Annotated in this window: 18 protein-coding genes; 8 read left to right on the top strand and 10 right to left on the bottom strand. The window is 69.9% G+C overall.

The genetic code is table 11. The features are described from left to right. Positions 1-112 precede the first annotated feature (112 nt). Complete coding sequence (locus ACJJVL_RS14220) at positions 113-490, top strand: MGMT family protein (protein ID WP_405219794.1); 378 nt, start codon at positions 113-115, stop codon at positions 488-490. 149 nt (positions 491-639) lie between these two features. On the opposite strand, the gene ACJJVL_RS14215 is transcribed toward ACJJVL_RS14220, so the two are convergent. Beyond that, positions 640-2,493 carry an ABC transporter ATP-binding protein gene (locus ACJJVL_RS14215; RefSeq protein WP_405219791.1) on the bottom strand — a complete coding sequence of 618 codons (1,854 nt, stop codon included), beginning with the start codon at positions 2,491-2,493 and terminating at the stop codon, positions 640-642. A 92-nt stretch (positions 2,494-2,585) separates the two neighbouring features. Here ACJJVL_RS14215 and ACJJVL_RS14210 point away from each other — a divergent pair, with 92 nt between their 5' ends. Next, on the top strand, positions 2,586-3,053 hold the full coding sequence (locus ACJJVL_RS14210) for a DUF6226 family protein (protein ID WP_405219788.1): 468 nt from the start codon (positions 2,586-2,588) through the stop codon (positions 3,051-3,053). Positions 3,054-3,166: 113 nt separating this feature from the next. Here the strand turns inward: ACJJVL_RS14210 and ACJJVL_RS14205 are convergent, their stop codons facing one another. The 5 genes from ACJJVL_RS14205 to ACJJVL_RS14185 form a co-directional block, all read right to left on the bottom strand. Beyond that, positions 3,167-3,379, bottom strand: coding sequence for a hypothetical protein (locus tag ACJJVL_RS14205; RefSeq protein ID WP_405219785.1), 213 nt, complete (start codon positions 3,377-3,379; stop codon positions 3,167-3,169). 248 nt (positions 3,380-3,627) lie between these two features. After that, on the bottom strand, positions 3,628-4,017 hold the full coding sequence (gene rplL, locus ACJJVL_RS14200) for a 50S ribosomal protein L7/L12 (RefSeq protein ID WP_405219782.1): 390 nt from the start codon (positions 4,015-4,017) through the stop codon (positions 3,628-3,630). Between the two features lie 33 nt (positions 4,018-4,050). Next, positions 4,051-4,569, bottom strand: a complete 519-nt coding sequence (gene rplJ / locus ACJJVL_RS14195; RefSeq protein WP_405219779.1) for a 50S ribosomal protein L10 — start codon at positions 4,567-4,569, stop codon at positions 4,051-4,053. 242 nt (positions 4,570-4,811) lie between these two features. Then, positions 4,812-6,323, bottom strand: a complete 1,512-nt coding sequence (locus tag ACJJVL_RS14190) for a sensor histidine kinase (RefSeq protein ID WP_405219776.1) — start codon at positions 6,321-6,323, stop codon at positions 4,812-4,814. A gap of 19 nt (positions 6,324-6,342) precedes the next feature. Beyond that, positions 6,343-7,086, bottom strand: a complete 744-nt coding sequence (locus ACJJVL_RS14185; RefSeq protein ID WP_092917692.1) for a response regulator transcription factor — start codon at positions 7,084-7,086, stop codon at positions 6,343-6,345. A gap of 187 nt (positions 7,087-7,273) precedes the next feature. On the opposite strand from ACJJVL_RS14185, the gene ACJJVL_RS14180 reads away from it, so the two are divergent. Next, the gene (locus ACJJVL_RS14180; protein WP_405219772.1) at positions 7,274-8,008 is read left to right on the top strand and encodes a YqaJ viral recombinase family protein; all 735 of its coding nucleotides are present in this window, start codon (positions 7,274-7,276) and stop codon (positions 8,006-8,008) included. Next, a complete protein-coding gene (locus ACJJVL_RS14175) occupies positions 8,008-8,751 on the top strand; it encodes an alpha/beta hydrolase (protein WP_405219769.1) in 744 nt (247 codons plus the stop codon). Before ACJJVL_RS14180 ends, ACJJVL_RS14175 begins: the two co-directional genes overlap by 1 nt. Here the strand turns inward: ACJJVL_RS14175 and ACJJVL_RS14170 are convergent. Then, complete coding sequence (locus tag ACJJVL_RS14170; RefSeq protein WP_405219766.1) at positions 8,735-9,421, bottom strand: DUF998 domain-containing protein; 687 nt, start codon at positions 9,419-9,421, stop codon at positions 8,735-8,737. The genes ACJJVL_RS14175 and ACJJVL_RS14170 overlap by 17 nt on opposite strands. 105 nt (positions 9,422-9,526) lie before the next feature. Here ACJJVL_RS14170 and ACJJVL_RS14165 point away from each other — a divergent pair, with 105 nt between their 5' ends. Further along, positions 9,527-10,480, top strand: coding sequence for an NADP-dependent oxidoreductase (locus tag ACJJVL_RS14165; protein ID WP_405219763.1), 954 nt, complete (start codon positions 9,527-9,529; stop codon positions 10,478-10,480). Positions 10,481-10,518: 38 nt separating this feature from the next. Next, the gene (locus ACJJVL_RS14160; protein ID WP_405219760.1) at positions 10,519-12,183 is read left to right on the top strand and encodes an ABC transporter ATP-binding protein; all 1,665 of its coding nucleotides are present in this window, start codon (positions 10,519-10,521) and stop codon (positions 12,181-12,183) included. Between the two features lie 139 nt (positions 12,184-12,322). Here ACJJVL_RS14160 and ACJJVL_RS14155 read toward each other — a convergent pair whose 3' ends face one another. The 3 genes from ACJJVL_RS14155 to ACJJVL_RS14145 form a co-directional block, all read right to left on the bottom strand. Next, positions 12,323-13,261 carry an ABC transporter permease gene (locus tag ACJJVL_RS14155; protein ID WP_405219758.1) on the bottom strand — a complete coding sequence of 313 codons (939 nt, stop codon included), beginning with the start codon at positions 13,259-13,261 and terminating at the stop codon, positions 12,323-12,325. Next, a complete protein-coding gene (locus ACJJVL_RS14150; protein ID WP_405219755.1) occupies positions 13,258-14,262 on the bottom strand; it encodes an ABC transporter permease in 1,005 nt (334 codons plus the stop codon). The genes ACJJVL_RS14155 and ACJJVL_RS14150 overlap by 4 nt, the downstream gene beginning before the upstream one ends. A 101-nt stretch (positions 14,263-14,363) precedes the next feature. Then, entirely contained in the window at positions 14,364-15,983 is a 1,620-nt protein-coding gene (locus tag ACJJVL_RS14145) for an ABC transporter substrate-binding protein (protein ID WP_405219752.1), read from the bottom strand. 270 nt (positions 15,984-16,253) lie between these two features. Here ACJJVL_RS14145 and ACJJVL_RS14140 point away from each other — a divergent pair, with 270 nt between their 5' ends. Both ACJJVL_RS14140 and ACJJVL_RS14135 read left to right on the top strand, forming a co-directional pair. Beyond that, complete coding sequence (locus tag ACJJVL_RS14140; protein ID WP_405219749.1) at positions 16,254-17,678, top strand: sensor histidine kinase; 1,425 nt, start codon at positions 16,254-16,256, stop codon at positions 17,676-17,678. Then, complete coding sequence (locus ACJJVL_RS14135; RefSeq protein ID WP_405219746.1) at positions 17,675-18,325, top strand: response regulator; 651 nt, start codon at positions 17,675-17,677, stop codon at positions 18,323-18,325. Before ACJJVL_RS14140 ends, ACJJVL_RS14135 begins: the two co-directional genes overlap by 4 nt. Positions 18,326-18,456 lie beyond the last annotated feature (131 nt).

Raw genomic sequence — 18,456 nt, 5'->3', positions numbered from 1 at the left:
CCAGCGGCGGCAGTTTCGGGGCGCTCCAGGAAGAGGCGTCCTCGCAGCCGCGAGCTGCTGTCGGCGGGCTTGCGTTGTGCGGGGCGGTCGGAGCTCGGGGCAGGATGGGTGGATGGATGCGCGCCGCGAGCTGGTGATCGAACGCGTGCTGCGCTGCGTCGAGCTGGTGCCCGCGGGGCGCGTGGCCGCATACGGGGCGATCGCGGCCATCTGCGGCATCGGCCCCCGCCAGGTGGGCTCGATCCTGCGGCATTACGGCGACGGCGTCCCCTGGTGGCGCATCACGAACCACTCGGGCGACTACCCCGCCGATGTGCTGGAACGTGCGCTGCCGCACTGGCGCGTGGAGCGCATCGCGCTGAAGCCGAACGGGCGGGGATGCCGCTACGACGACCATGCCGTCGATGTCGACGAGCTGGCGCTGCGGTGGCGCGCCGCCGTGGCAGAGCTGCCGGACCCGGACGCGATGGCCCCCGACGCGTCCGACTGAGCGGGCGCGCTGCACCGAGGCGCCCGCAGTCTCCGCACTGAGCGGGCGGGCTGCACCGAGGCGCCCGCAGTCTCCGCACTGAGCGGGCGGGCTGCACCGAGGCGCCCGCAGTCTCCGAACGGCAGACTGCCGGCACTCGCGGATGTCGCTCAGAGCGCGGCCTGCTGCGCGAACAGCGACGCGTAGGTGCCGCCGAGCGCCAGCAGCTCGACGTGGGTGCCACGCTCGACGATGCGACCGGCATCCACGACGAAGATCACGTCGGCGTCGCGGATCGTGGAGAGCCGGTGGGCGATCGCGAGTGTCGTGCGGCCCCTGGCGGCCTCGTCGAGTGCGCCCTGCACGACACGCTCCGAGACCGTGTCAAGCGCACTGGTGGCCTCGTCGAGGATGAGCACCGCCGGGTCCTTGAGCAGTACGCGTGCGATGGCGATGCGCTGCTTCTCGCCGCCGGAGAGCCGGTAGCCGCGCTCGCCCACGACGGTGTCGTACCCGTCCGGGAAGCGGTGGATCGTGTCGTAGATGCTTGCCGAGCGTGTTGCGACGTCGAGCTCCGCATCGGTCGCATCGGGCTTGGCGTAGCGCAGGTTCTCGGCGATCGTCGCGTGGAAGAGATACGGCTCCTGGCTGACGATGCCGATGTGGTCGGTGAGCGCCGACGGCTCGATGTCGCGCACGTCGACGCCCGCGAAGCGCACCGCTCCCCCGGTCACCTCGTGGAGTCGCGGCAGCAGGTAGCCGATGGTCGTCTTGCCTGCCCCGGACGGGCCGACGAACGCGGCGAAGGTGCCCGGGTCGAGCGTGAACGAGACGCCGTCCAAGGTGTTCGCCTCGCTCTCGCGCGCATCCGGGTAGCGGAACTCGACCGCGTCGAACTCCACCTCCCCCAGCCGCGCTGCGACAGGCGGCACCGGGTCGGCAGCGGGCACGATCGCCGGCGTCAGGTCGAGGTACTCGAAGATGCGAGCGAACAGCGCAGAGGAGGTCTGCAGGTCGAGCGAGACTCGCAGCAGGCCCATGAGCGGCATCAGCAGCCTCGCCTGCACCGTCGTGAAGGCCACGAGTGTGCCCGCTGTGACTCCCTCTTCCGCCCCCGGTGCCTGCCCGGTGAGCAAGTAGCCGGCGATCACGTAGATGACCGCGGGCAGGATGGAGATGAAGATCGACACGAGTGCGAAGAAGGTCTGACCGCTCATCGTCAGTCGTACCTGCAGGTCGATCTGCCGGTCGTTCTCGTCGCGGTAGCGACGCGACTCATCGGTCTGCCGTCCGAACGCCTTGGCGAGCAGGATGCCGGAGACCGACAGCGACTCCTGCGTGATCGCGGTCATCTCGCTGAGCGACTCCTGCGTCTTCGTGGCGATGCGGGCGCGCACCTGCCCGACTCTGCGCTGCAGGATGATCAGCACCGGCGTCAGCAGCACGGCGGCGATCGTGAGCTGCCACGACAGGATCAGCATCGTCACGAGGCTGGCGATGACGGTGACGGTGTTGCCGACCACCGAGGAGACCGTGTTCGAGAGCACGCTGGCGACACCGCCGACGTCGTTCTGCAATCGCGATTGGATGACGCCCGTCTTCGTGCGGGTGAAGAACGCGAGCTCCATGCCCTGCAGCCGGTCGAAGAGCGACGTGCGCAGCTGACCCATCACCCGGTTGCCGACGCGCGAGGTGATCCACGTCTGCCAGATGCCGAGCAGGCTCGCGGAGACCCACAGCGCCACCATGATGCCCACCAGCGTCCACAGCAGCCCGAGGTCGACGCCGCCTGCGGGCGGGAAGAGCGCCTCATCGAACACGCGCTGCGTCAGCAGCGGTGGGAACACCGAGATCGACGCCACCACCCCCACGAGTGCGATGGTGAGGATGATCTGGCGCTTGTGGGGTGCGAACAGGGCGAGGATGCGCTTGCCCAGGTCGGGCACGCGGGGAGCGTCTGCGTTGACCCGCCGCTGCGCCTTCTCATCGCGCATCGCGACGCGTCCGCCCATCCGCATGCTCATAGGGGCAACCGTAGCGCCGCGCGTCGGCAACACTCTGCCGCCCCGGCCCCGCTGCTCGGCATCACCCGATGCGCAAGTGCCAGGATGAGCCGATGTCCGTTCCCACCGCCTTCGTCATGCCGCCGCTGCCTGCGGGTCGATGGCTCGACGACGCAGGGTGCGAGATCCCCTTCGGACGCCGCTGGGGCATGGAGGGGCCGCCGGAGGACGCGTACTCGCGGGTCACGCATCCCGAGCGCTACGCACCGCTGCACCGTGTTGCCGATGCGCTCGTGGCGCACCTGCTCGCAGAGTACGACTGTGTCGCCGAGGAGGACGCCACCGAGGCGCACGAGACTCGCGCCGTGCGGATGCGCCCCGCCGGTGGCCCGGCCTTCCGCATGGCTTGGACGAGCTTCCCCGGCGTGTGCGCAGCGCTCGGCGGAGACGTGGATGAGGCTGCGCCGCTCTGCGGCTGCGACGCCTGCGACGAGGCGCTCGAGCCCGCCGCAGCGCAGTTCTGCGACCGGGTGCTCGCGTTCGTCGCGCGGGGCTCAGCCCGCTGGCCGACGCGCCGCTGATCCCCTCCGCGCGGCGCCTGATCGATGGCGCTGCGCAACTCGGCCCCGCGACAGCGAAGCGACCCAGCGTCGAGGCACGTGATGCCGCCGCGCGCGCCGTCGTGCACCGCGCCTCAGGCGCCGAAGCCCCTGCCCTGCTGCTCGAGCGCCTTCCGCAGGAGGCGAATCGCGCGCGGTCCGACGCCGTGCAGCGCGAGCAGCTCGGCCTCAGGCATCGCTGCGACCTGGTCGAGCGTCGTGACGCCGATGGCCAGCAGCGCCCGGTTCGCAGGGCGGCCGATCTCGGGCAGGTCGCCGTTCTGAGCCGGGGTGTCTCGCGTCGACATGCTCGCCAGCATGCCACGGGACGGTCCGGATCTCCGGAGCTCAGCGGATCCGGCTGCACAATCCCGCAAGATGGCCTGAGCGCGGGAGATGCTTCGCCGGATCCAGGGTCCTCAGCCAGTAGAGCCGGATCATCCAGTCACGTGGCCCCAGCGCCACGGATCTCCCGGTGGGCTCCGTCAGCCGCATCCTGCAGATGACGAAGGGCCGCGTCCAAGATGGACGCGGCCCTTCGTGCAGCAGCAGGTGACTACTTGACGGTCACCGTCGCGCCGACCTCTTCGAGGTCAGCCTTTGCCTTGTCAGCGTCTTCCTTCTTCGCGCCCTCGAGCACGTTGGCGGGAGCGCCATCGACGAGTGCCTTGGCCTCGCCGAGACCGAGCGACGTGAGCGAACGCACGACCTTGATGACCTGGATCTTCGCCGAGCCGGCGGACTCGAGGACGACGTCGAACTCCGTCTGCTCCTCAGCCTCCTCAGCAGCAGCGCCACCACCGGCAGCCGGAGCTGCAGCAGCAGCGACCGGGGCCGCAGCGGTGACCTCGAAGGTCTCCTCGAATGCCTTCACGAACTCGCTGAGCTCGATGAGCGTGAGCTCCTTGAACTGCTCGAGCAGCTCGTCAGTCGACAGCTTTGCCATCGTCTTCTCCTTGTTTCTGGTTCCGACCGCGACCTATTCGGCCGCGGACTCCTGCTTCGCACGCAGCGCCTCGACCGTGCGAACGGCCTGAGCGAGCGGTGCGTTGAACATGTATGCAGCTCCGAACAGCGAGGCCTTGAAGGCGCCCGCCAGCTTGCCGAGCAGCACCTCCCGAGACTCGAGGTCTGCGAGCTTGTCGACGTCGTCGGCCGTGAGCGGGTTCCCGTCGAAGAAACCGTTCTTGACCACGAGCGCCGGGTTCGCCTTGGCGAAGGCACGCATCTCCTTCGCGACGGCGACAGGGTCGCCGTGCACGAATGCGATCGCGGACGGGCCGACAAGCGACTCGTCGAACGCCGTGATACCGGCGTTGTTGGCTGCGATCTTGGTGAGCGTGTTCTTCACCACGGCGTACGTCGCGTGCTCACTGATCGCACGGCGCAGCGTCTTCAGCTGGCCGACGGTGAGACCGCGGTACTCGGTCAGCAGAACGGCGTTCGAGGTCTCGAAGAGATTCGAGAGCTCGGCGACCGCAGCTTCCTTGTTCGCCATGGTGCTCCTAGCTTCGTTGCCGGCTTCCCTGGCTCACCCATGAAAAAGAGCTCCGGCGGCAGCGCACGGAGCTCGGTCCTCGACGGGACATTCGCACCTGCGCAGGCCGGCGCTCTCACGAGCAAACCTTCGGCTGACACGCGCCTTTCGAGCACGCGCCAGCGACCAGCGGTCTTTGGTATGCGAAGACTCTACCGCGCCACGGCTGCGTGGTGCAAACCGGGTGCCGCGTGACGCGACGGCTAGTCGTGGGCCGAGGCGGCATCCGATCTCACCGACGCCTCACCGCGCACGACCGGCTGCCACAGCGGCAGCCGCACCCTGAACGCCGTGCGCCCGGGCGCACTCTCGAGGCTGATGCTGCCGTGGTGCGCATCGACGAGCGCCTGCACGATCGCGAGGCCCAGACCCGAGGAGCCGGTGGCGCGGGAGCGGCTGGAGTCGCCGCGCGCGAAGCGCTGGAAGACGGTGTGCTGCAGCTGCTGCGGGATGCCCGGGCCGGCATCGATCACGTCGATGACGGCGTCGCCCGCCTCCGCCCGCAGGTGCACATCGATCGCCGTACCGACGGGCGTGTGCACACGGGCGTTCGCGAGCAGGTTGGCGACGATCTGCTGCAGGCGCAGGGGGTCGCCGCCGACGATGACCGGCTCCTCCGGCAGCTCCAGGGAGATCGGATGCCCGTCCCCCGCGGCCTGCGCATCGGCGACCGCCTCGACCACCAGCAGCGACACGTCGACCTCGCCGCGCTCGATCTCGCGGCCCTCGTCCAGCCGCGCGAGCAGCAGCAGGTCGTCGACCAGTGCCTGCATCCTGTGCGCAGCGGCTTCGATGCGCTCGAGCGATGCGCGGGAGTCGTCGCTGAGGTTGGACTCGTGCTTCTGCGTGATCTCCGCGTAGCCGCGCACGGCGGCGAGCGGCGTGCGCAGCTCGTGCGACGCATCCGCGACGAACTGGCGCACGCGCCGCTCGCTGAGGGCACGCGCCTCGAACGCCTCCTCGATGTGCGTGAGCATGCGGTTCATCGACTCCTGCACGCGCCCGACCTCGCTCGCAGGCTCCTCGATGCGCACCCGGTTCGTCAGCTGTGCGTCGCCGGAAGCCAGCGGCAGCTGCGAGATGCGCTCGGTGGTCGCGATCACCGAGGTGAGCGGGCGCAGAGCCCGACGGATGATCACGTCGCCCAGCAGCAGCACGATCGTGACGGCCGCGATCGCCGCGACGGCGATCACGAACGCCAGTGCTGCGAGCGTCTGGTTGGTGTCGGAGAGCGACATCCCCACGATCACGCGCGCCTCGCCGACGTCGGTCGCCATGACGCGGTAGTTGCCGTATCCGGGCAGCGCGGCGTTGGCCGGTGCACCGACGGGCGCATCCATGACCGCATCGACATCCGTCGTCGCGAGCGCCTGTCGGGTGCCGGTGCGCGTGAAGACGAAGTAGTCCAGCAGATCGCCGTCGTGCTCGACCACCACGAGCGCGCCCGACATCCGCGGGTCGAGCGGTTGCTTCACCCCTGTGGCCAGCGCGCGCTCGACGGCCACGGAGGTGCGATCCGAGAGCTCCTGCAGCTGCTCGTCGACGCGGGATTCGAGCACCACACGCATGGTCATGACGCTCGCGATGGCGACCGCCGCGGTGAGCACCGCGAACAGCAGCGCGACGACGACGAGCAGCCGTCGACGCAGCGACCACGACGACGGGTTCTGGATGCGCCTGCCCAGTTGGGCGGCGGATGTCGCGGCCTGGGTCACGCCGCGGAGCTCCCGCCGATCACTCGGCCGCGCGCAGCTGGTAGCCGACGCCGCGCACGGTGTGGATCATGGCCGGCCCGAGCGTGTCGATCTTCTTGCGCAGGTAGGAGATGTAGAGCTCGACGACGCTCGCGCGACCGCCGAAGTCGTAGGACCAGACACGGTCGAGGATCTGCGCCTTGGAGAGCACGCGACGCGGGTTGCGCATGAGGTAGCGCAGCAGCTCGAACTCGGTCGCGGTGAGATCGACCTGCTGACCGCCACGGCGCACCTCGTAGGAGTCCTCATCCATCATCAGGTCGCCGACCCAGAGCACGCTCGACTCCTCGGCCGCTGCTGCCGTGCGGCGGATCAGCCCGCGCAGCCGCGCCACGACCTCCTCGAGCCCGAAGGGCTTCGTGACGTAGTCGTCACCGCCGGCCGTGAGCCCGGCGACGCGGTCGTCGAGCGAGTCCTTGGCGGTCAGGAAGAGCACCGGGACGTCGAATCCGGCTGAGCGCAGGCGCTGGAGCACTGTGAGCCCGTCGATGTCGGGAAGCATGATGTCGAGCACGACCGCGTCGGGGCGGAATTCGCGCACGGCCTGCAACGCCTGCTGGCCATTGGCCGCGGTCTTCACATCCCATCCCTCGTACTTGAGGCCCATGGCGACGAGGTCTGCGAGGCTCTGCTCGTCGTCGACGACGACGACGCGGATGGGCGAGCCGTCCTGGCGGGTGAGGCGGGGCTGAGCCCGCAGCTGCTGCTGAGCGGTGTCGGTCATGCGTTCCATTGCGCCAGAGTCTCCTATGGATCGATCCGCACTCATTCTATGCCCTTCCTGTGCGTCTCCTTTTTACCCCGGCCGATTGCGGACTCGCGTGCAGGCGCAGTGCTCGCGGCTCGCGGGCGGATGCGTCCCGAGGGCGCGCCGGGTCCGCGGCGGCGGTGCTTCGTGGGACGATGAGCGGGTGGATCTGCAGCTCGACATCTTCGGCGATCTCGCCGAGACGTTCGAGCCGACGGCTCCGTCCGAGACAGTGTCGATCATCGCGGCGGCACCGTTCGCGGCCGCAGCACCGGCCGCGCGCAGGACGGTCGTCGCACCCGTCGCGACCGCGCCGCACCCGGCAGCGCCGCGCGTGGTCATCTCGGGTCACGTGCAGCGCATCGTCGCCCGTTCGAGCGACCGCATCGCCTGGCTGCGCGCACGCTCGCAGGGCGTGACCGCGACCGACGCGGCGAAGCTCAGCACGCAGCGCTCGATCGAGACCGTCGCGCGCGACAAGTTCAGCCTGCGCGGCTTCACCGGCAACGCGTTCACCGAGCACGGCCGCGCCCGCGAGCCGCACATCGCCAGCTGGGTGCACGATCACTTCTCCCTCTCGCCCTCCGATGCGCTCTTCCACTCGGTGCCCGATCGCCGCCACCTCGCCACGCCCGACTGCATCAGCGACGACGGTGCCGTGCTCGCCGAGATCAAGACGACCTCCAAGCCCTTCGACCGCATCCCGAAGTCGTACCTGCGGCAGATCTGGTGGCAGCAGTATGTGCTCGGTGCCGAGCGCACGCTGTTCGTCTGGGAGGAGCACCACGAGTTCGTCCCCATCGGCCGACCGAAGCACCAGTGGGTCGAGCGCGACGAGGACGAGATCGCGGCGCTCGTCAATCGCGCGGATCTGCTGCTCGAGCTGCTGCGCCGCTGATGCTGCTGGCGCTCCACGGGCTCGGCTCCGACTCGAGCGCGCTGCGCGAGTACCTCGCCGGGGCTGTGCCGGCCGGGGTTCGGATCTTCGCTCCTGATCTGCGCGCGCACGGCGCCGACGGGCGGCTCGGCGAGCCCGAGGACTTCGCGCTCGAGGCGATGGCCGCCGATGTCACGAGCGCACTCATCCAGGTGGGAGACGGCTCACCGGTCTCGATCGTCGGCGTCTCACTGGGCGCTGCGCTCGCGACCATCATCGCCCGATCCGGAACCCTGCCACTCGATCGCGTCGCAATCGTTCGCCCCGCGTTCACGCACCAGCCGCTGCCGCCCAACCTCGCCGTCTTCCCGCTCATCGGGCGGCTGCTGGGCGAGCACAGCCCGCAGCGCGCCCTCGCGCACCTGCGAGCCTCCGGCGCGTGGCGCTCGATCGCGCACGAGTCGCTCGCGCACGCCCGCTACCTCGAGACGCAGGTGACGCAGCCGCAGGCGGCCGAGCGCCGCATCCGACTGACCGAGATCCCGCGGAACGCGCTGGCACTGCCTCTGGACCCGCGCATCCCGGCCCCGACCGTGGTGCTGGCGAGCCCGCGCGACCCGGTGCATCCCCTGCACGTCGCACAGGCGTGGGCAGACGAGCTCGGCACGCGGATGCTCGTCTCGCCCGCGAGGGACGACGGCGAGGACGCGATGATGCGGTGGTTCCAGCAGCAGCTCGGCAACTTCCTCACCGGTATCCGCTAGCCAGCCCAGCGTCGTCGAGAGCGGGAGCGGGCGCCGGGACCGGTCGCTGCGGCAGGGCGTGCACGACGCCCATCGCGAGCAGCCACACGAGGCCGATCCCCGCCGCAATGTACTCGAGCGTGGAACCGATGTCGGTGTTGCCCCTGGCGAGCGAGATGATGCCTCCCGTCGCGGCGATGGTGGCGACGGCAAGCCCGTCGACGATGGAGAGGCGCGCCACCCATCGGTCACCGGCGGCCGCGAACTGCAGCATCGCCACGCAGCCGGCGGCGAACCCGAGCACCGCCGCAGCGATGTGCACCCAATCGCGCCATTGGGCACCATCGGACAGCAGCGATGGACAGCCCATGGAGCAGGGCACTGCCGCCGCGACGAGGAAGCAGCCGCCGGCGGTGACCAGCGCCGCAGCCGGAGCCCAGCGCCGCAGCAGCGGCAGCCGCGTGCGGACGTCGCGCAGCACGACCGCGACGACGAGGATGCCGGCGATCACGAGCACGAAGCCGACCTGGAAGCTTGCGGCTGTGGGCATCGTCAGGGCGCCGAGCTCCGAGATGTAGAGGAACCGTCCGGCGGCTGCGCGCGCGTGCCCGATCACGACGGCGCCGGCGACGATGCAGCCCGTCGCGAGCACCGCGAGCAGCGCATCGGTGGAGCGGAGGCGCTGGAGCACATCAGCACTGTAGCGGCGGGTGCTCCAGCGAGTCATACGCCGTCACACGTCCCCCAGCTCGTCGAGGGGTTGCGATACCGTCGAGGCGACGCAGGAGGAGACGAGATGCGAGCAGTGCTGGTGAGGGCATTCGGCCCGACCGACCAGGTGGAGATCGGCGAGATCGAGGCGCCCCTGAAGCTCGGCACCGAGGTGATCGTCGATGTGCACGCCGCCGGGATGAACCCGATCGACTACAAGACGACCATCGGCAAGGGCGCTGCGAAGGCGGTCGAGCCGCTGCTGCCGTGGATTCCCGGCGGCGACATGGCGGGAGTCGTGGCAGAGGCGCCATATGAGGCGCACGACGTGCAGCCGGGGGACGCCGTGTTCGGGCTCGTCGACCACTGGCGCACGCGCGGCAGCTTCGCGGAGCAGGCCGCGGTGCCGAGCCTGGCGCTCGCACCGAAGCCCGAGTCGCTCAGCTTCGAGGAGGCTGCTGCAGTGCCGTGCGCCGCGCTCACGGCCTGGGACGCGGTGGTGCGCATCGCCAAGGCGCGCGCTGGTCAGCGCATCCTCATCCACGCCGGCGCCGGTGGTGTCGGTCACTTCGCGGTGCAGTTCGCGAAGTACTTCGGTGCCCACGTCGCGGCCACCGCCTCGGAGCGCAACATCGACTTCGTGCGCGGTCTCGGTGCCGACGAGGTGGTCGACTATCGCAAGGACCGCTTCGAGGACGTGCTGCAGAAGGTCGACGTGGTGGTCGACCTGATCGGCAACGTGCAGGACGACACCGGATCTCGCTCGCTCGACGTGCTCAAGCACGGCGGTCTGTACCTCAACGTGCCCACCGGGTCGTGGCCCGACTACGCGGCCGCGACTGCCGCGCGCGGGCTGCGCGCATCCTCGGTGAAGGTCGAGCCCGACGGCGCCAACCTCGGCATCATCGGTCGCCTCATCGACGCCGGGGACGTGCACGTCGAGGTGCAGCAGGTCTATCCGCTCGATCGGGTGCACGAGGCCTTCGAGACGCTGCAGGGCGGGCACGTGCGCGGCAAGCTCGTGATCTCGGTGCGCTGAGTCAGCAGAATCGTCGACGACAGGGCAGGATGGTCGCCATGAGCGACGCGTCGAAGCCTCTGCTGGAAGTCTCTGGCCTGAAGATCGAGTTCACCACGCAGGACGGCGTGGTGACCGCGGTCCACGAGGCGAACCTGACGCTGTCGGCCGGCGAGACGCTGGCGATCGTGGGTGAGTCGGGCTCCGGCAAGTCGACGACCGCCATGGCGATCATCGGTCTGCTGCCCGGCAATGGCCGCGTGACCGCGGGCAGCATCCGCTTCGACGGCGAAGAGCTGGTGGGCGCCAACGAGGCCAAGATGCGGCCCATCCGCGGCGGGCGCATCGGGCTCGTGCCGCAGGATCCGATGTCGAACCTGAACCCGGTCGCGAAGATCGGCACGCAGGTCGCCGAGACGCTGCTCGCGCACGGCCTCGCCAACCGGAAGAACGTCACAGAGAAGGTGGTCGAGACGCTCGAGGCGGCGGGCCTCCCCGACGCAGCTGCCCGCGCGAAGCAGTACCCGCACGAGTTCTCCGGCGGCATGCGGCAGCGTGCCCTCATCGCCATCGGCCTCGCCTGCCGCCCGCAGCTGCTGATCGCCGATGAGCCCACCAGCGCGCTCGACGTCACGGTGCAGCGCACGATCCTCGACCAGCTCGACTCGATGACGCGCGAGCTCGGCACGTCCGTGCTGCTGATCACCCACGACCTCGGTCTCGCGGCCGAGCGCGCCTCGCAGGTGGTCGTGATGCATCGGGGCCGCGTGGTCGAGCAGGGGCCGGCGCGGCAGATCCTTGAGGACCCGCAGCATCCGTACACGCAGTCGCTGGTGAGGGCGGCCCCGTCGGTCGCGATGGCGCGCCTGCGCCCGGCAGACTTCGCGACCAAGGATCGGGATGCGGCGGCTCCGGCGGAAGCCGAGAGCTCGGCGCGCGAGACGATCGTCGAGTTCGAGAACGTGACGAAGGAGTTCCCGGTGCGGGGCAGCCGCGAGCCCTTCAAGGCCGTGGACGACGTCTCGCTCTCGCTGCCGCGCGGCACCACCGTCTCGATCGTGGGCGAATCCGGCTCGGGCAAGACCACGACGGCGCGGATGCTGCTGAAAGCCTTCGAGCCCACGAGCGGCACGATCCGCTTCGAGGGCAAGGACGTCTTCGGGCTCTCGCGCGAGGAGCAGAAGGCGTTCCGCCAGCGCGTGCAGCCGGTGTTCCAGGATCCGTACTCGTCGCTCAACCCGATGTTCACGATCGAGAAGATCATCGAGGAGCCGCTGTCGTTCTACAAGAAGGGCTCGCGCGCAGATCGGGAGCGGCGAGTGCGCGAGCTGCTCGACCAGGTCGCCCTGCCCAGCGACATGGCGCGCCGCTACCCGTCGGAGCTCTCGGGTGGGCAGCGCCAGCGCGTTGCGATCGCCCGCGCGCTCGCGCTCAGCCCCGACGTGATCGTGTGCGACGAGCCGGTCTCGGCGCTCGACGTGCTCGTGCAGGATCAGATCCTCCGGCTGCTGGGCGACCTGCAGCGGGAGCTCGGTCTCAGCTACCTCTTCATCTCGCACGACCTCGCCGTCGTGCGCCTCATCAGCGACTACGTCGCGGTGATGCAGAACGGCAAGCTCGTGGAGGCCGCGACGTCGGAGGAGATCTTCACGAATCCGCGCGACCCGTACACGCGCACGCTGCTCGCATCGATCCCGGGCAACGAGCTCAAGATCGCAAGCTGAGCGGCTGGGGCGGCGGGGACCGTCCGGTCTCGTGACGCCCGCGCTGCGCGCGGGCTCCTCGACCTACGAGGGTCACGCGTGCGCTGCGCGCGGGCTTCTCGACCTACGGGCCTGGCTGCGGGCTGCCGAGGAGCGGCGGTCAGCGCTTGCGCGTGCGGGGGTCCATGGCCTCGCGCAGCGACTCGCCGAGCAGGGTGAAGCCGAGCGCGGTGATCATGATGCAGACACCCGGCAGGAACGCGAGCGACGGCGCGATCGCCAGCTCATTCTGCGCGTAGGTCAGCATGCGGCCCCACTCCGCTGTCTCGGGGCGCCCGCCGCCCAATCCCAGGAAGGACAGCGCAGCGGCGTCGATGACGGCGGTCGCGAGGGTGAGCGTGGCCTGCACGATGACGGGGCCGACCGAGTTGGGCAGCAGGTGCGTCATGGTGACGCGACCGGTGCCGAGCCCGAGCGTGCGGGCAGCGAGCACGTAGTCCGAGCCCCGTTGGCCGAGCATCGACGAGCGCAGCAGGCGCGCGAAGATCGGCACCTGAGCGACACCGATGGCGATCATGATCGCGAGCGGCGTGCGGCCCAGGATCGCGGCGATCGAGACCGCGAGCAGCAGGTGCGGCACCGACAGCAGGATGTCGACGAAGCGCATGATCACGCTGTCGACCCAGCCGCCGAAGGCGCCGGCGAGGGCGCCGAGCACCATGCCGCCGAGCAGCCCGAAGAACGTCGAGACGACGCCAATGATGAGCGAAGCCTGCGCACCCCAGATGAGCTTCGAGAGCACGTCCCCGCCGAAGCGGTCGATGCCCAGCGGGAATTCCGGGATGTCGCCGATGCCCGGCAGCGAGGTGGGTCGCAGGAACTCGCGAGCGGGCGTGGCGAGCTCTGGGTAGGGCGCGAGCAGCGGCGCGAAGGCCGACACGAGGATGAACAGCAGCACGATGATGCCGCCGACCCAGGCTGCCGGGTTCTTGCGCACGCGGCGGAGGACATCGCCCCAGAAGCTGCCGCTGCGGCGCGGTGCGCTCGCGTCGGCGGCATCCGGCTCGGATGCCGGGGGGAGGACGTCTGCGGCGCTCACTGGATCCTCACTCTCGGGTCGATGAAGCTGTAGGAGATGTCGACGAGCAGGTTGATGAGCGCGTACGCGACCGCGATGAACAGCACGAAGCCCTGCAGCACCGGGAAGTCGCGCGCGAAGATCGCGTTGGCGAGGAACGCCCCGATCCCTGGGAAGGCGAACACCGTCTCGGTGAGCACCGCCCCCGAGACGAGCAGCCCCGCCTGCAATCCGATCGTCGTGACCACCGGCAGCATGGCGTTCCGGAGCACGAAGCGGTTGCGGATGAGGGGCTGCGAGACGCCCTTCGCGCGTCCGGTGCGAACGTAGTCGGCGTTCACCACCTCGAGCACGGATGCGCGAGTGATGCGCACGATGATCGCCAGCGGGATGGTCGCGAGCGCGATGGCCGGCAGCAGCAGGTGGATGAACGCGTTCCAGCTCGCATCGAACTCCCCGGTCAGGAAGCCGTCGAGCATGTAGAAGCCCGTCACATGCGTGGCATCGACGCTCCGATCCTGACGCCCGGTGGTCGGGAGCCAGCCGAGCTGCACCGCGAACAGCCACTTGAGCATGAACGCGAGGAAGAAGACCGGCACGGTGATGCCGAGCAGGCTCAGGCCGACGGAGAGATGGTCGAAGAGTCGGCCGTGGTTGCGCGCCGCCCAGTAGCCGAGCGGGATGCCGATGCCCACCGCGAGGATCAGGGCCAGCACCGACAGCTCGAGCGTTGCGGGGAAGCGGTTGGTGAACTCCTCGAGCACCGGCCGACGGGTCTCGATCGAGTTGCCGAAGTCGCCCTGCACGAGCTTGCCGAGCCAGGTGAGGTACTGCTCCGGCAGCGGCCGGTTGAATCCGTAGGCCTCGTTGATCCGCTCGATGGCTTCCGGTGTCGCGCGTTCGCCGAGCAGCGCAGCGGCCGGACCTCCCGGCAGTGCCCGCACCCAGAAGAACAGCAGCACGGTGAGCCCGAACAGCGTCGGGATCAGCAGCAGCAGGCGTCTGCCGATGGTTCGCAGCACGTCGTCTCTCCGTCAGTGGATTCTGGGATGGCCGGCCGGGGCCGGGCGCAACGGATGCCGTGGGACGAGTCGCCCCACGGCATCCGCGTGACCGATCGAGACTACTCGCTCAGCTCGATCATGTTGTACACCTCGTCGTTGACGGGGCTCGCCGGGTAGGACGTGACGCGCGGGTCGAACGCCAGCGACGGCGCCGGGTGCGCGAGCGGCACACCGGGCTGGAACTGCGCGATCTGCTCGTTGATCTCCTGGTAGCGCTCCCCCGCCTCCTCGAGGTCGGGGATCTGCCGTGCCTCTTCGAGCGCCTGGAACAGCTCGGGGTTGTCGAAGCCCCACTCGTTGCCCTGCTGGCCGAAGAAGACGCCGACGAAGTTGTCGGTGTCGTTGTAGTCACCCGTCCAACCGAGGATGTGGATGCCGTGGTCGTCGGTGCCCTGGATCTTGTCGAGGTAGTCGACCCACTCGTCGGCGACCGGCGTCACGGTGATGCCGACCTGCTCGAGCTGGCCCGAGAGTGCCACGAAGATCTCCTCCGGGTTCGGCATGTACGGGCGCGAGATGTTCACCGGGTAGTTGAACGTCAGCTCCAGTCCGTCCTCGTAGCCAGCCTCGGCGAGCAGCTCCTCGGCACGCGCGGGGTCGTAGTCGTACGTCGTCACGTCCTCGTTGTAGCCGTTGACGACCGGCGGGATGAACTGCGTCGCCGGCTGCGTGCCCTCCGGGAGCACCTGGGTGACGAGCGCGTCACGGTCGATCGCGTGTGCGATCGCCTCGCGCACGAGCGGGTCCTGCAACTCCTCGACCTGCTGGTTGAAGGCCAGGTAGAGGACCGTGAACGGGTCGCGCTGCATGACGTTGAAGCCAGCCTCATCGAGCGCCGCGGTGTCGGCGGGCGCGACCAGGTCGTAGCCGTCGATGTCGCCGGCCTCGAGCGCCTGGCGGCGCGCGGTCGGGTCATCGATCACCCGGAAGATGACCTCCTGCACCTGACCCTGCTCGCCCCAGTAGTCGGGGTAGGCCTGCAGGACGACCTCTGAGCCGGGGTTCCAGGAGTCGAACGTGAACGGGCCCGTGCCGGTCGGGTGCGCCTCGGCGTACTCGCTGTACTCCGGTGCCTCCTCCGAGCCACCGACATCATCGGCGCCGTACTCCTCCATGGCGGTCGGGCTCTGCATCGCGAACGACGGCAGCGACAGCGCGGGGATGAAGCCGGAGAACGGGCGGGTGAGGTTCACGGTGGCCGTGAGCTCGTCGTCTGCGGAGCAGGACTCGTAGAGCGCGTTCTCGTCGCCTGCGAAGCCGCCGAAGAGCGAGCCGTAGTAGTAGGAGAGGCTCTCGGTCGCGGCGATGCCGGTCCAGTTGTACCAGCGCTCGAAGTTCGTGCAGACGGCCTCCGCGTTGAACTCGGTGCCGTCGTGGAAGGTGACATCCGACTTCAGGTTGAAGGTGGTCGACAGGCCGTCCTCGGTCGTCGTCCAGTCCTCGGCCAGCAGGGGCTCGGGGTCGGCGGTGCCGGGGGTGACCCCGATGAGGCCCTCGAAGATGTTGCGCGAGATGCGGAACGACTCGCCGTCGTTGGCGAACGCGGGGTCGAGCCCCGACGGGTCCGACGAACCGGCGAAGATGAACGTCGAGTCGACGTCGCTGGCGGCGGCGGTGCCTTCGGCATCGCCGTCGTCGGTGCGCTGGCTCTGCACGCAGCCGGTGAGCACGAGCGTCATGGCTGCGCCTCCGGCGAGGCCTGCGAGCAGACGCCGCTGTACGGGTGAGATCACGGTGCTGGACCTTTCCTTGTGGGACCGTTCGCGCACACCGCGACTCCGCGGCGAGCGTGCGTGTGCTCCAACCTAGTCCGCACACGGCGAAAACCTAGGCTCTTGACAGTCACGATCCCGCAACGGCTCGTCCGGCGGGGCATCGGTCTCGTCCTTCGGGACGAGATGGCGGCGGATGCGGTGCACCGGCCGTGCGCACCGGCCTAGCCTGTGGCCATGACCACGACCCTCTTTCTCCGCCGGGCCGCCCGCTGGTGGCCCGCGCCGATCGCTCTGGTGGTCGCCGTCGCGCAGCTGCAGCGCTCACTGTTCGCCGATGACGCGATGGGCGTGCTGGCGCTGCTCGGCGCCTGCGGAGCGTTCGCGGTCGCCCGCGCCTTCCCCAGGACCGCCTTCTGGGCGGCGCTGGTCGCCGCGATCCTCGGCAGCCTCGCGCCTCGGACCGGCTGGTTCCCGATGCTGATCGCGCTTGCCGCCGCGTCGGTGGCGATGTGGGGCGTCGAGAGCCTGCGTTCCCGTGGCTGGCTCACGATCCCCCTCATGGCCACCATCATCGCGGCGCTGGCGATCGCCGGCTCCCTGCGAGAGCGGGTCGGCGGCTTCGACTGGCTGGGACCCACGGATGCTCTGTTCTGGGGCGTGTTCTGGGGCATCCTCGCCGTGCTCACGTGGGGCGCGACGCTCGCAGCCCGAGCGATCGTCGAAGCGGCGGGTGCCGAGTCGGCGAAGCAGCAGGCCGTCGCGCGCACGACCGTGGTCGAGAGTGAGCTGCGGGACGAGCGGCTGCGCGCCGATCTGACGCACGACTTCCACGACGTGATGGCGCACTCGCTCGCGGTGCTGGCCGCCCAGGCCGAGGGCCTGCGCCTGAGCCACACGCAGCATCCGGAGCGCATCGACCCGGTGCTCACCACGATCAGCGACACGGCGCGTCTCGCGCTCGTCGAGGTGCGGCAACTGCTCGAGCGGGTCGACGACGACGCGCGCCGGCCGCAGGCGACAAGCGCCGACATCCCGGGCCTGGTCGCGCAGCTGCGCTCCGCGGGCCCACGCGTGGCACTGCACGACATCGGCGCGCACGGGCACCTCGCGCGGCTGGCAGACATCGCGGCGTACCGCATCGTGCAGGAGAGCCTCACGAACGCGCTGCGTCACGGTGGCGCCGACATCGACATCGTCGTCGCGCTGACCTGGACAGGGCCGGGCCTCTCGCTCGCCGTTGCCTCCCCCATCCACGACCGCGGGGCGCTCAAGCCCGCCGGTCGCGGCATCGCCGGCATGCACGAGCGCGCGCGCCTGGCCGGCGGCACGGTCGAGATCGACGCCGACGGCGACAGCTTCGTCGTGAGCGCCTACCTGCCGTATGAACCGATCAGCCACGAGCCGACCCCGCCGCTCACCGAGGAGCAGCTCTTCACGCTGCCCGTGCAGACGCAGCCTCGGCCCGAGGATGTCGTGGCGCCCTGGATCGTCGAGGCGACGCGGCTGTACGAGCAGCGGCACCCGCAGTCGGATCGCCCAGCGGGCGACGCGCAGCCCACGCGCGCGTGGTCGCAGGCGACCACGGTCGATCTGACGCCCGCCCGGCTGCCCGACGGGCGCATCCGCAACCCCGCCGCGCCCGACCGGGCGCCGCAGTGATCCGGCTGCTGCTGGTCGACGATCAGGAGCTCTTCCTCCAGGGCCTGACCATGATCCTCGAGAGCCAGGAGGGGCTGGAGGTCGTGGGCACAGCCCTCGACGGCGAGCAGGCGATCGCGCGCGCACGCGAGCTGCAGCCCGACGTCGTGCTGATGGACATCCGCATGCCGGTGCTCGACGGCGTCACCGCCACCGCTGCGATCCGGCGTGCGTCGCCGGAGCCGCCCCCGCACGTGATCGTGCTGACGACGATTCGGCAGGACCGGGCAGTGGTGGATGCGCTGCGAGCGGGCGCGAGCGGCTTCCTGCTCAAGGATGCTCGGCCCGAGTTCCTCGTGCAGTCGATCCGCGCAGTGGTGGACGGGCAGCAGGTGATCGCGCCCGCCGAAACCTTCGACCTGCTGCGGGCATTCGCCCCCGTGCGGCCCGCGCCCGACACCTCGATCCTGGCTGAGCTCACGCAGCGGGAGCGAGAGCTATTCGCCCTCGCAGCTCGCGGTCGCTCGAACGCTGAGATCGCGACGCAGCTGTGGGTCGCGGAGACCACCGTGAAGACCCACATGCGCGCGATCCTGACGAAGCTCGGCGTCGCGAGCCGCGTGCAGCTCATCGCGCTCGCCTACGAGCACCGCCTCATCGAGGTCTGAGCGCCGAGCCTCCGCATCCCGGTCCGGCATCCGGACCCAAGTTCGGCATCCGGACCCGAGATCTTGGGTCCGCGCGCCGAACTGAGGTCCGGTTCGCGGCAGGCCGGGGCCCGGGGGCGAGGTGGGGCCGG

Source organism: Agrococcus sp. Ld7 (assembly GCF_045064095.1).
In the GTDB taxonomy this organism is placed as follows: Bacteria; Actinomycetota; Actinomycetes; order Actinomycetales; family Microbacteriaceae; genus Agrococcus.
Note: the sequence above shows the minus strand (reverse complement) of the source record. Positions and strands in the feature narration are given on the sequence as shown.

Coding starts and splice junctions, on each gene's coding strand:
- ACJJVL_RS14220 (WP_405219794.1), top strand. CDS start 113: ATGGATGCGCGCCGCGAGCTGGTGATCGAACGCGTGCTGCGCTGCGTC.
- ACJJVL_RS14215 (WP_405219791.1), bottom strand. CDS start 2,493: ATGAGCATGCGGATGGGCGGACGCGTCGCGATGCGCGATGAGAAGGCG.
- ACJJVL_RS14210 (WP_405219788.1), top strand. CDS start 2,586: ATGTCCGTTCCCACCGCCTTCGTCATGCCGCCGCTGCCTGCGGGTCGA.
- ACJJVL_RS14205 (WP_405219785.1), bottom strand. CDS start 3,379: ATGTCGACGCGAGACACCCCGGCTCAGAACGGCGACCTGCCCGAGATC.
- rplL (WP_405219782.1), bottom strand. CDS start 4,017: ATGGCAAAGCTGTCGACTGACGAGCTGCTCGAGCAGTTCAAGGAGCTC.
- rplJ (WP_405219779.1), bottom strand. CDS start 4,569: ATGGCGAACAAGGAAGCTGCGGTCGCCGAGCTCTCGAATCTCTTCGAG.
- ACJJVL_RS14185 (WP_092917692.1), bottom strand. CDS start 7,086: ATGACCGACACCGCTCAGCAGCAGCTGCGGGCTCAGCCCCGCCTCACC.
- ACJJVL_RS14175 (WP_405219769.1), top strand. CDS start 8,008: ATGCTGCTGGCGCTCCACGGGCTCGGCTCCGACTCGAGCGCGCTGCGC.
- ACJJVL_RS14165 (WP_405219763.1), top strand. CDS start 9,527: ATGCGAGCAGTGCTGGTGAGGGCATTCGGCCCGACCGACCAGGTGGAG.
- ACJJVL_RS14160 (WP_405219760.1), top strand. CDS start 10,519: ATGAGCGACGCGTCGAAGCCTCTGCTGGAAGTCTCTGGCCTGAAGATC.
- ACJJVL_RS14145 (WP_405219752.1), bottom strand. CDS start 15,983: ATGACGCTCGTGCTCACCGGCTGCGTGCAGAGCCAGCGCACCGACGAC.
- ACJJVL_RS14140 (WP_405219749.1), top strand. CDS start 16,254: ATGACCACGACCCTCTTTCTCCGCCGGGCCGCCCGCTGGTGGCCCGCG.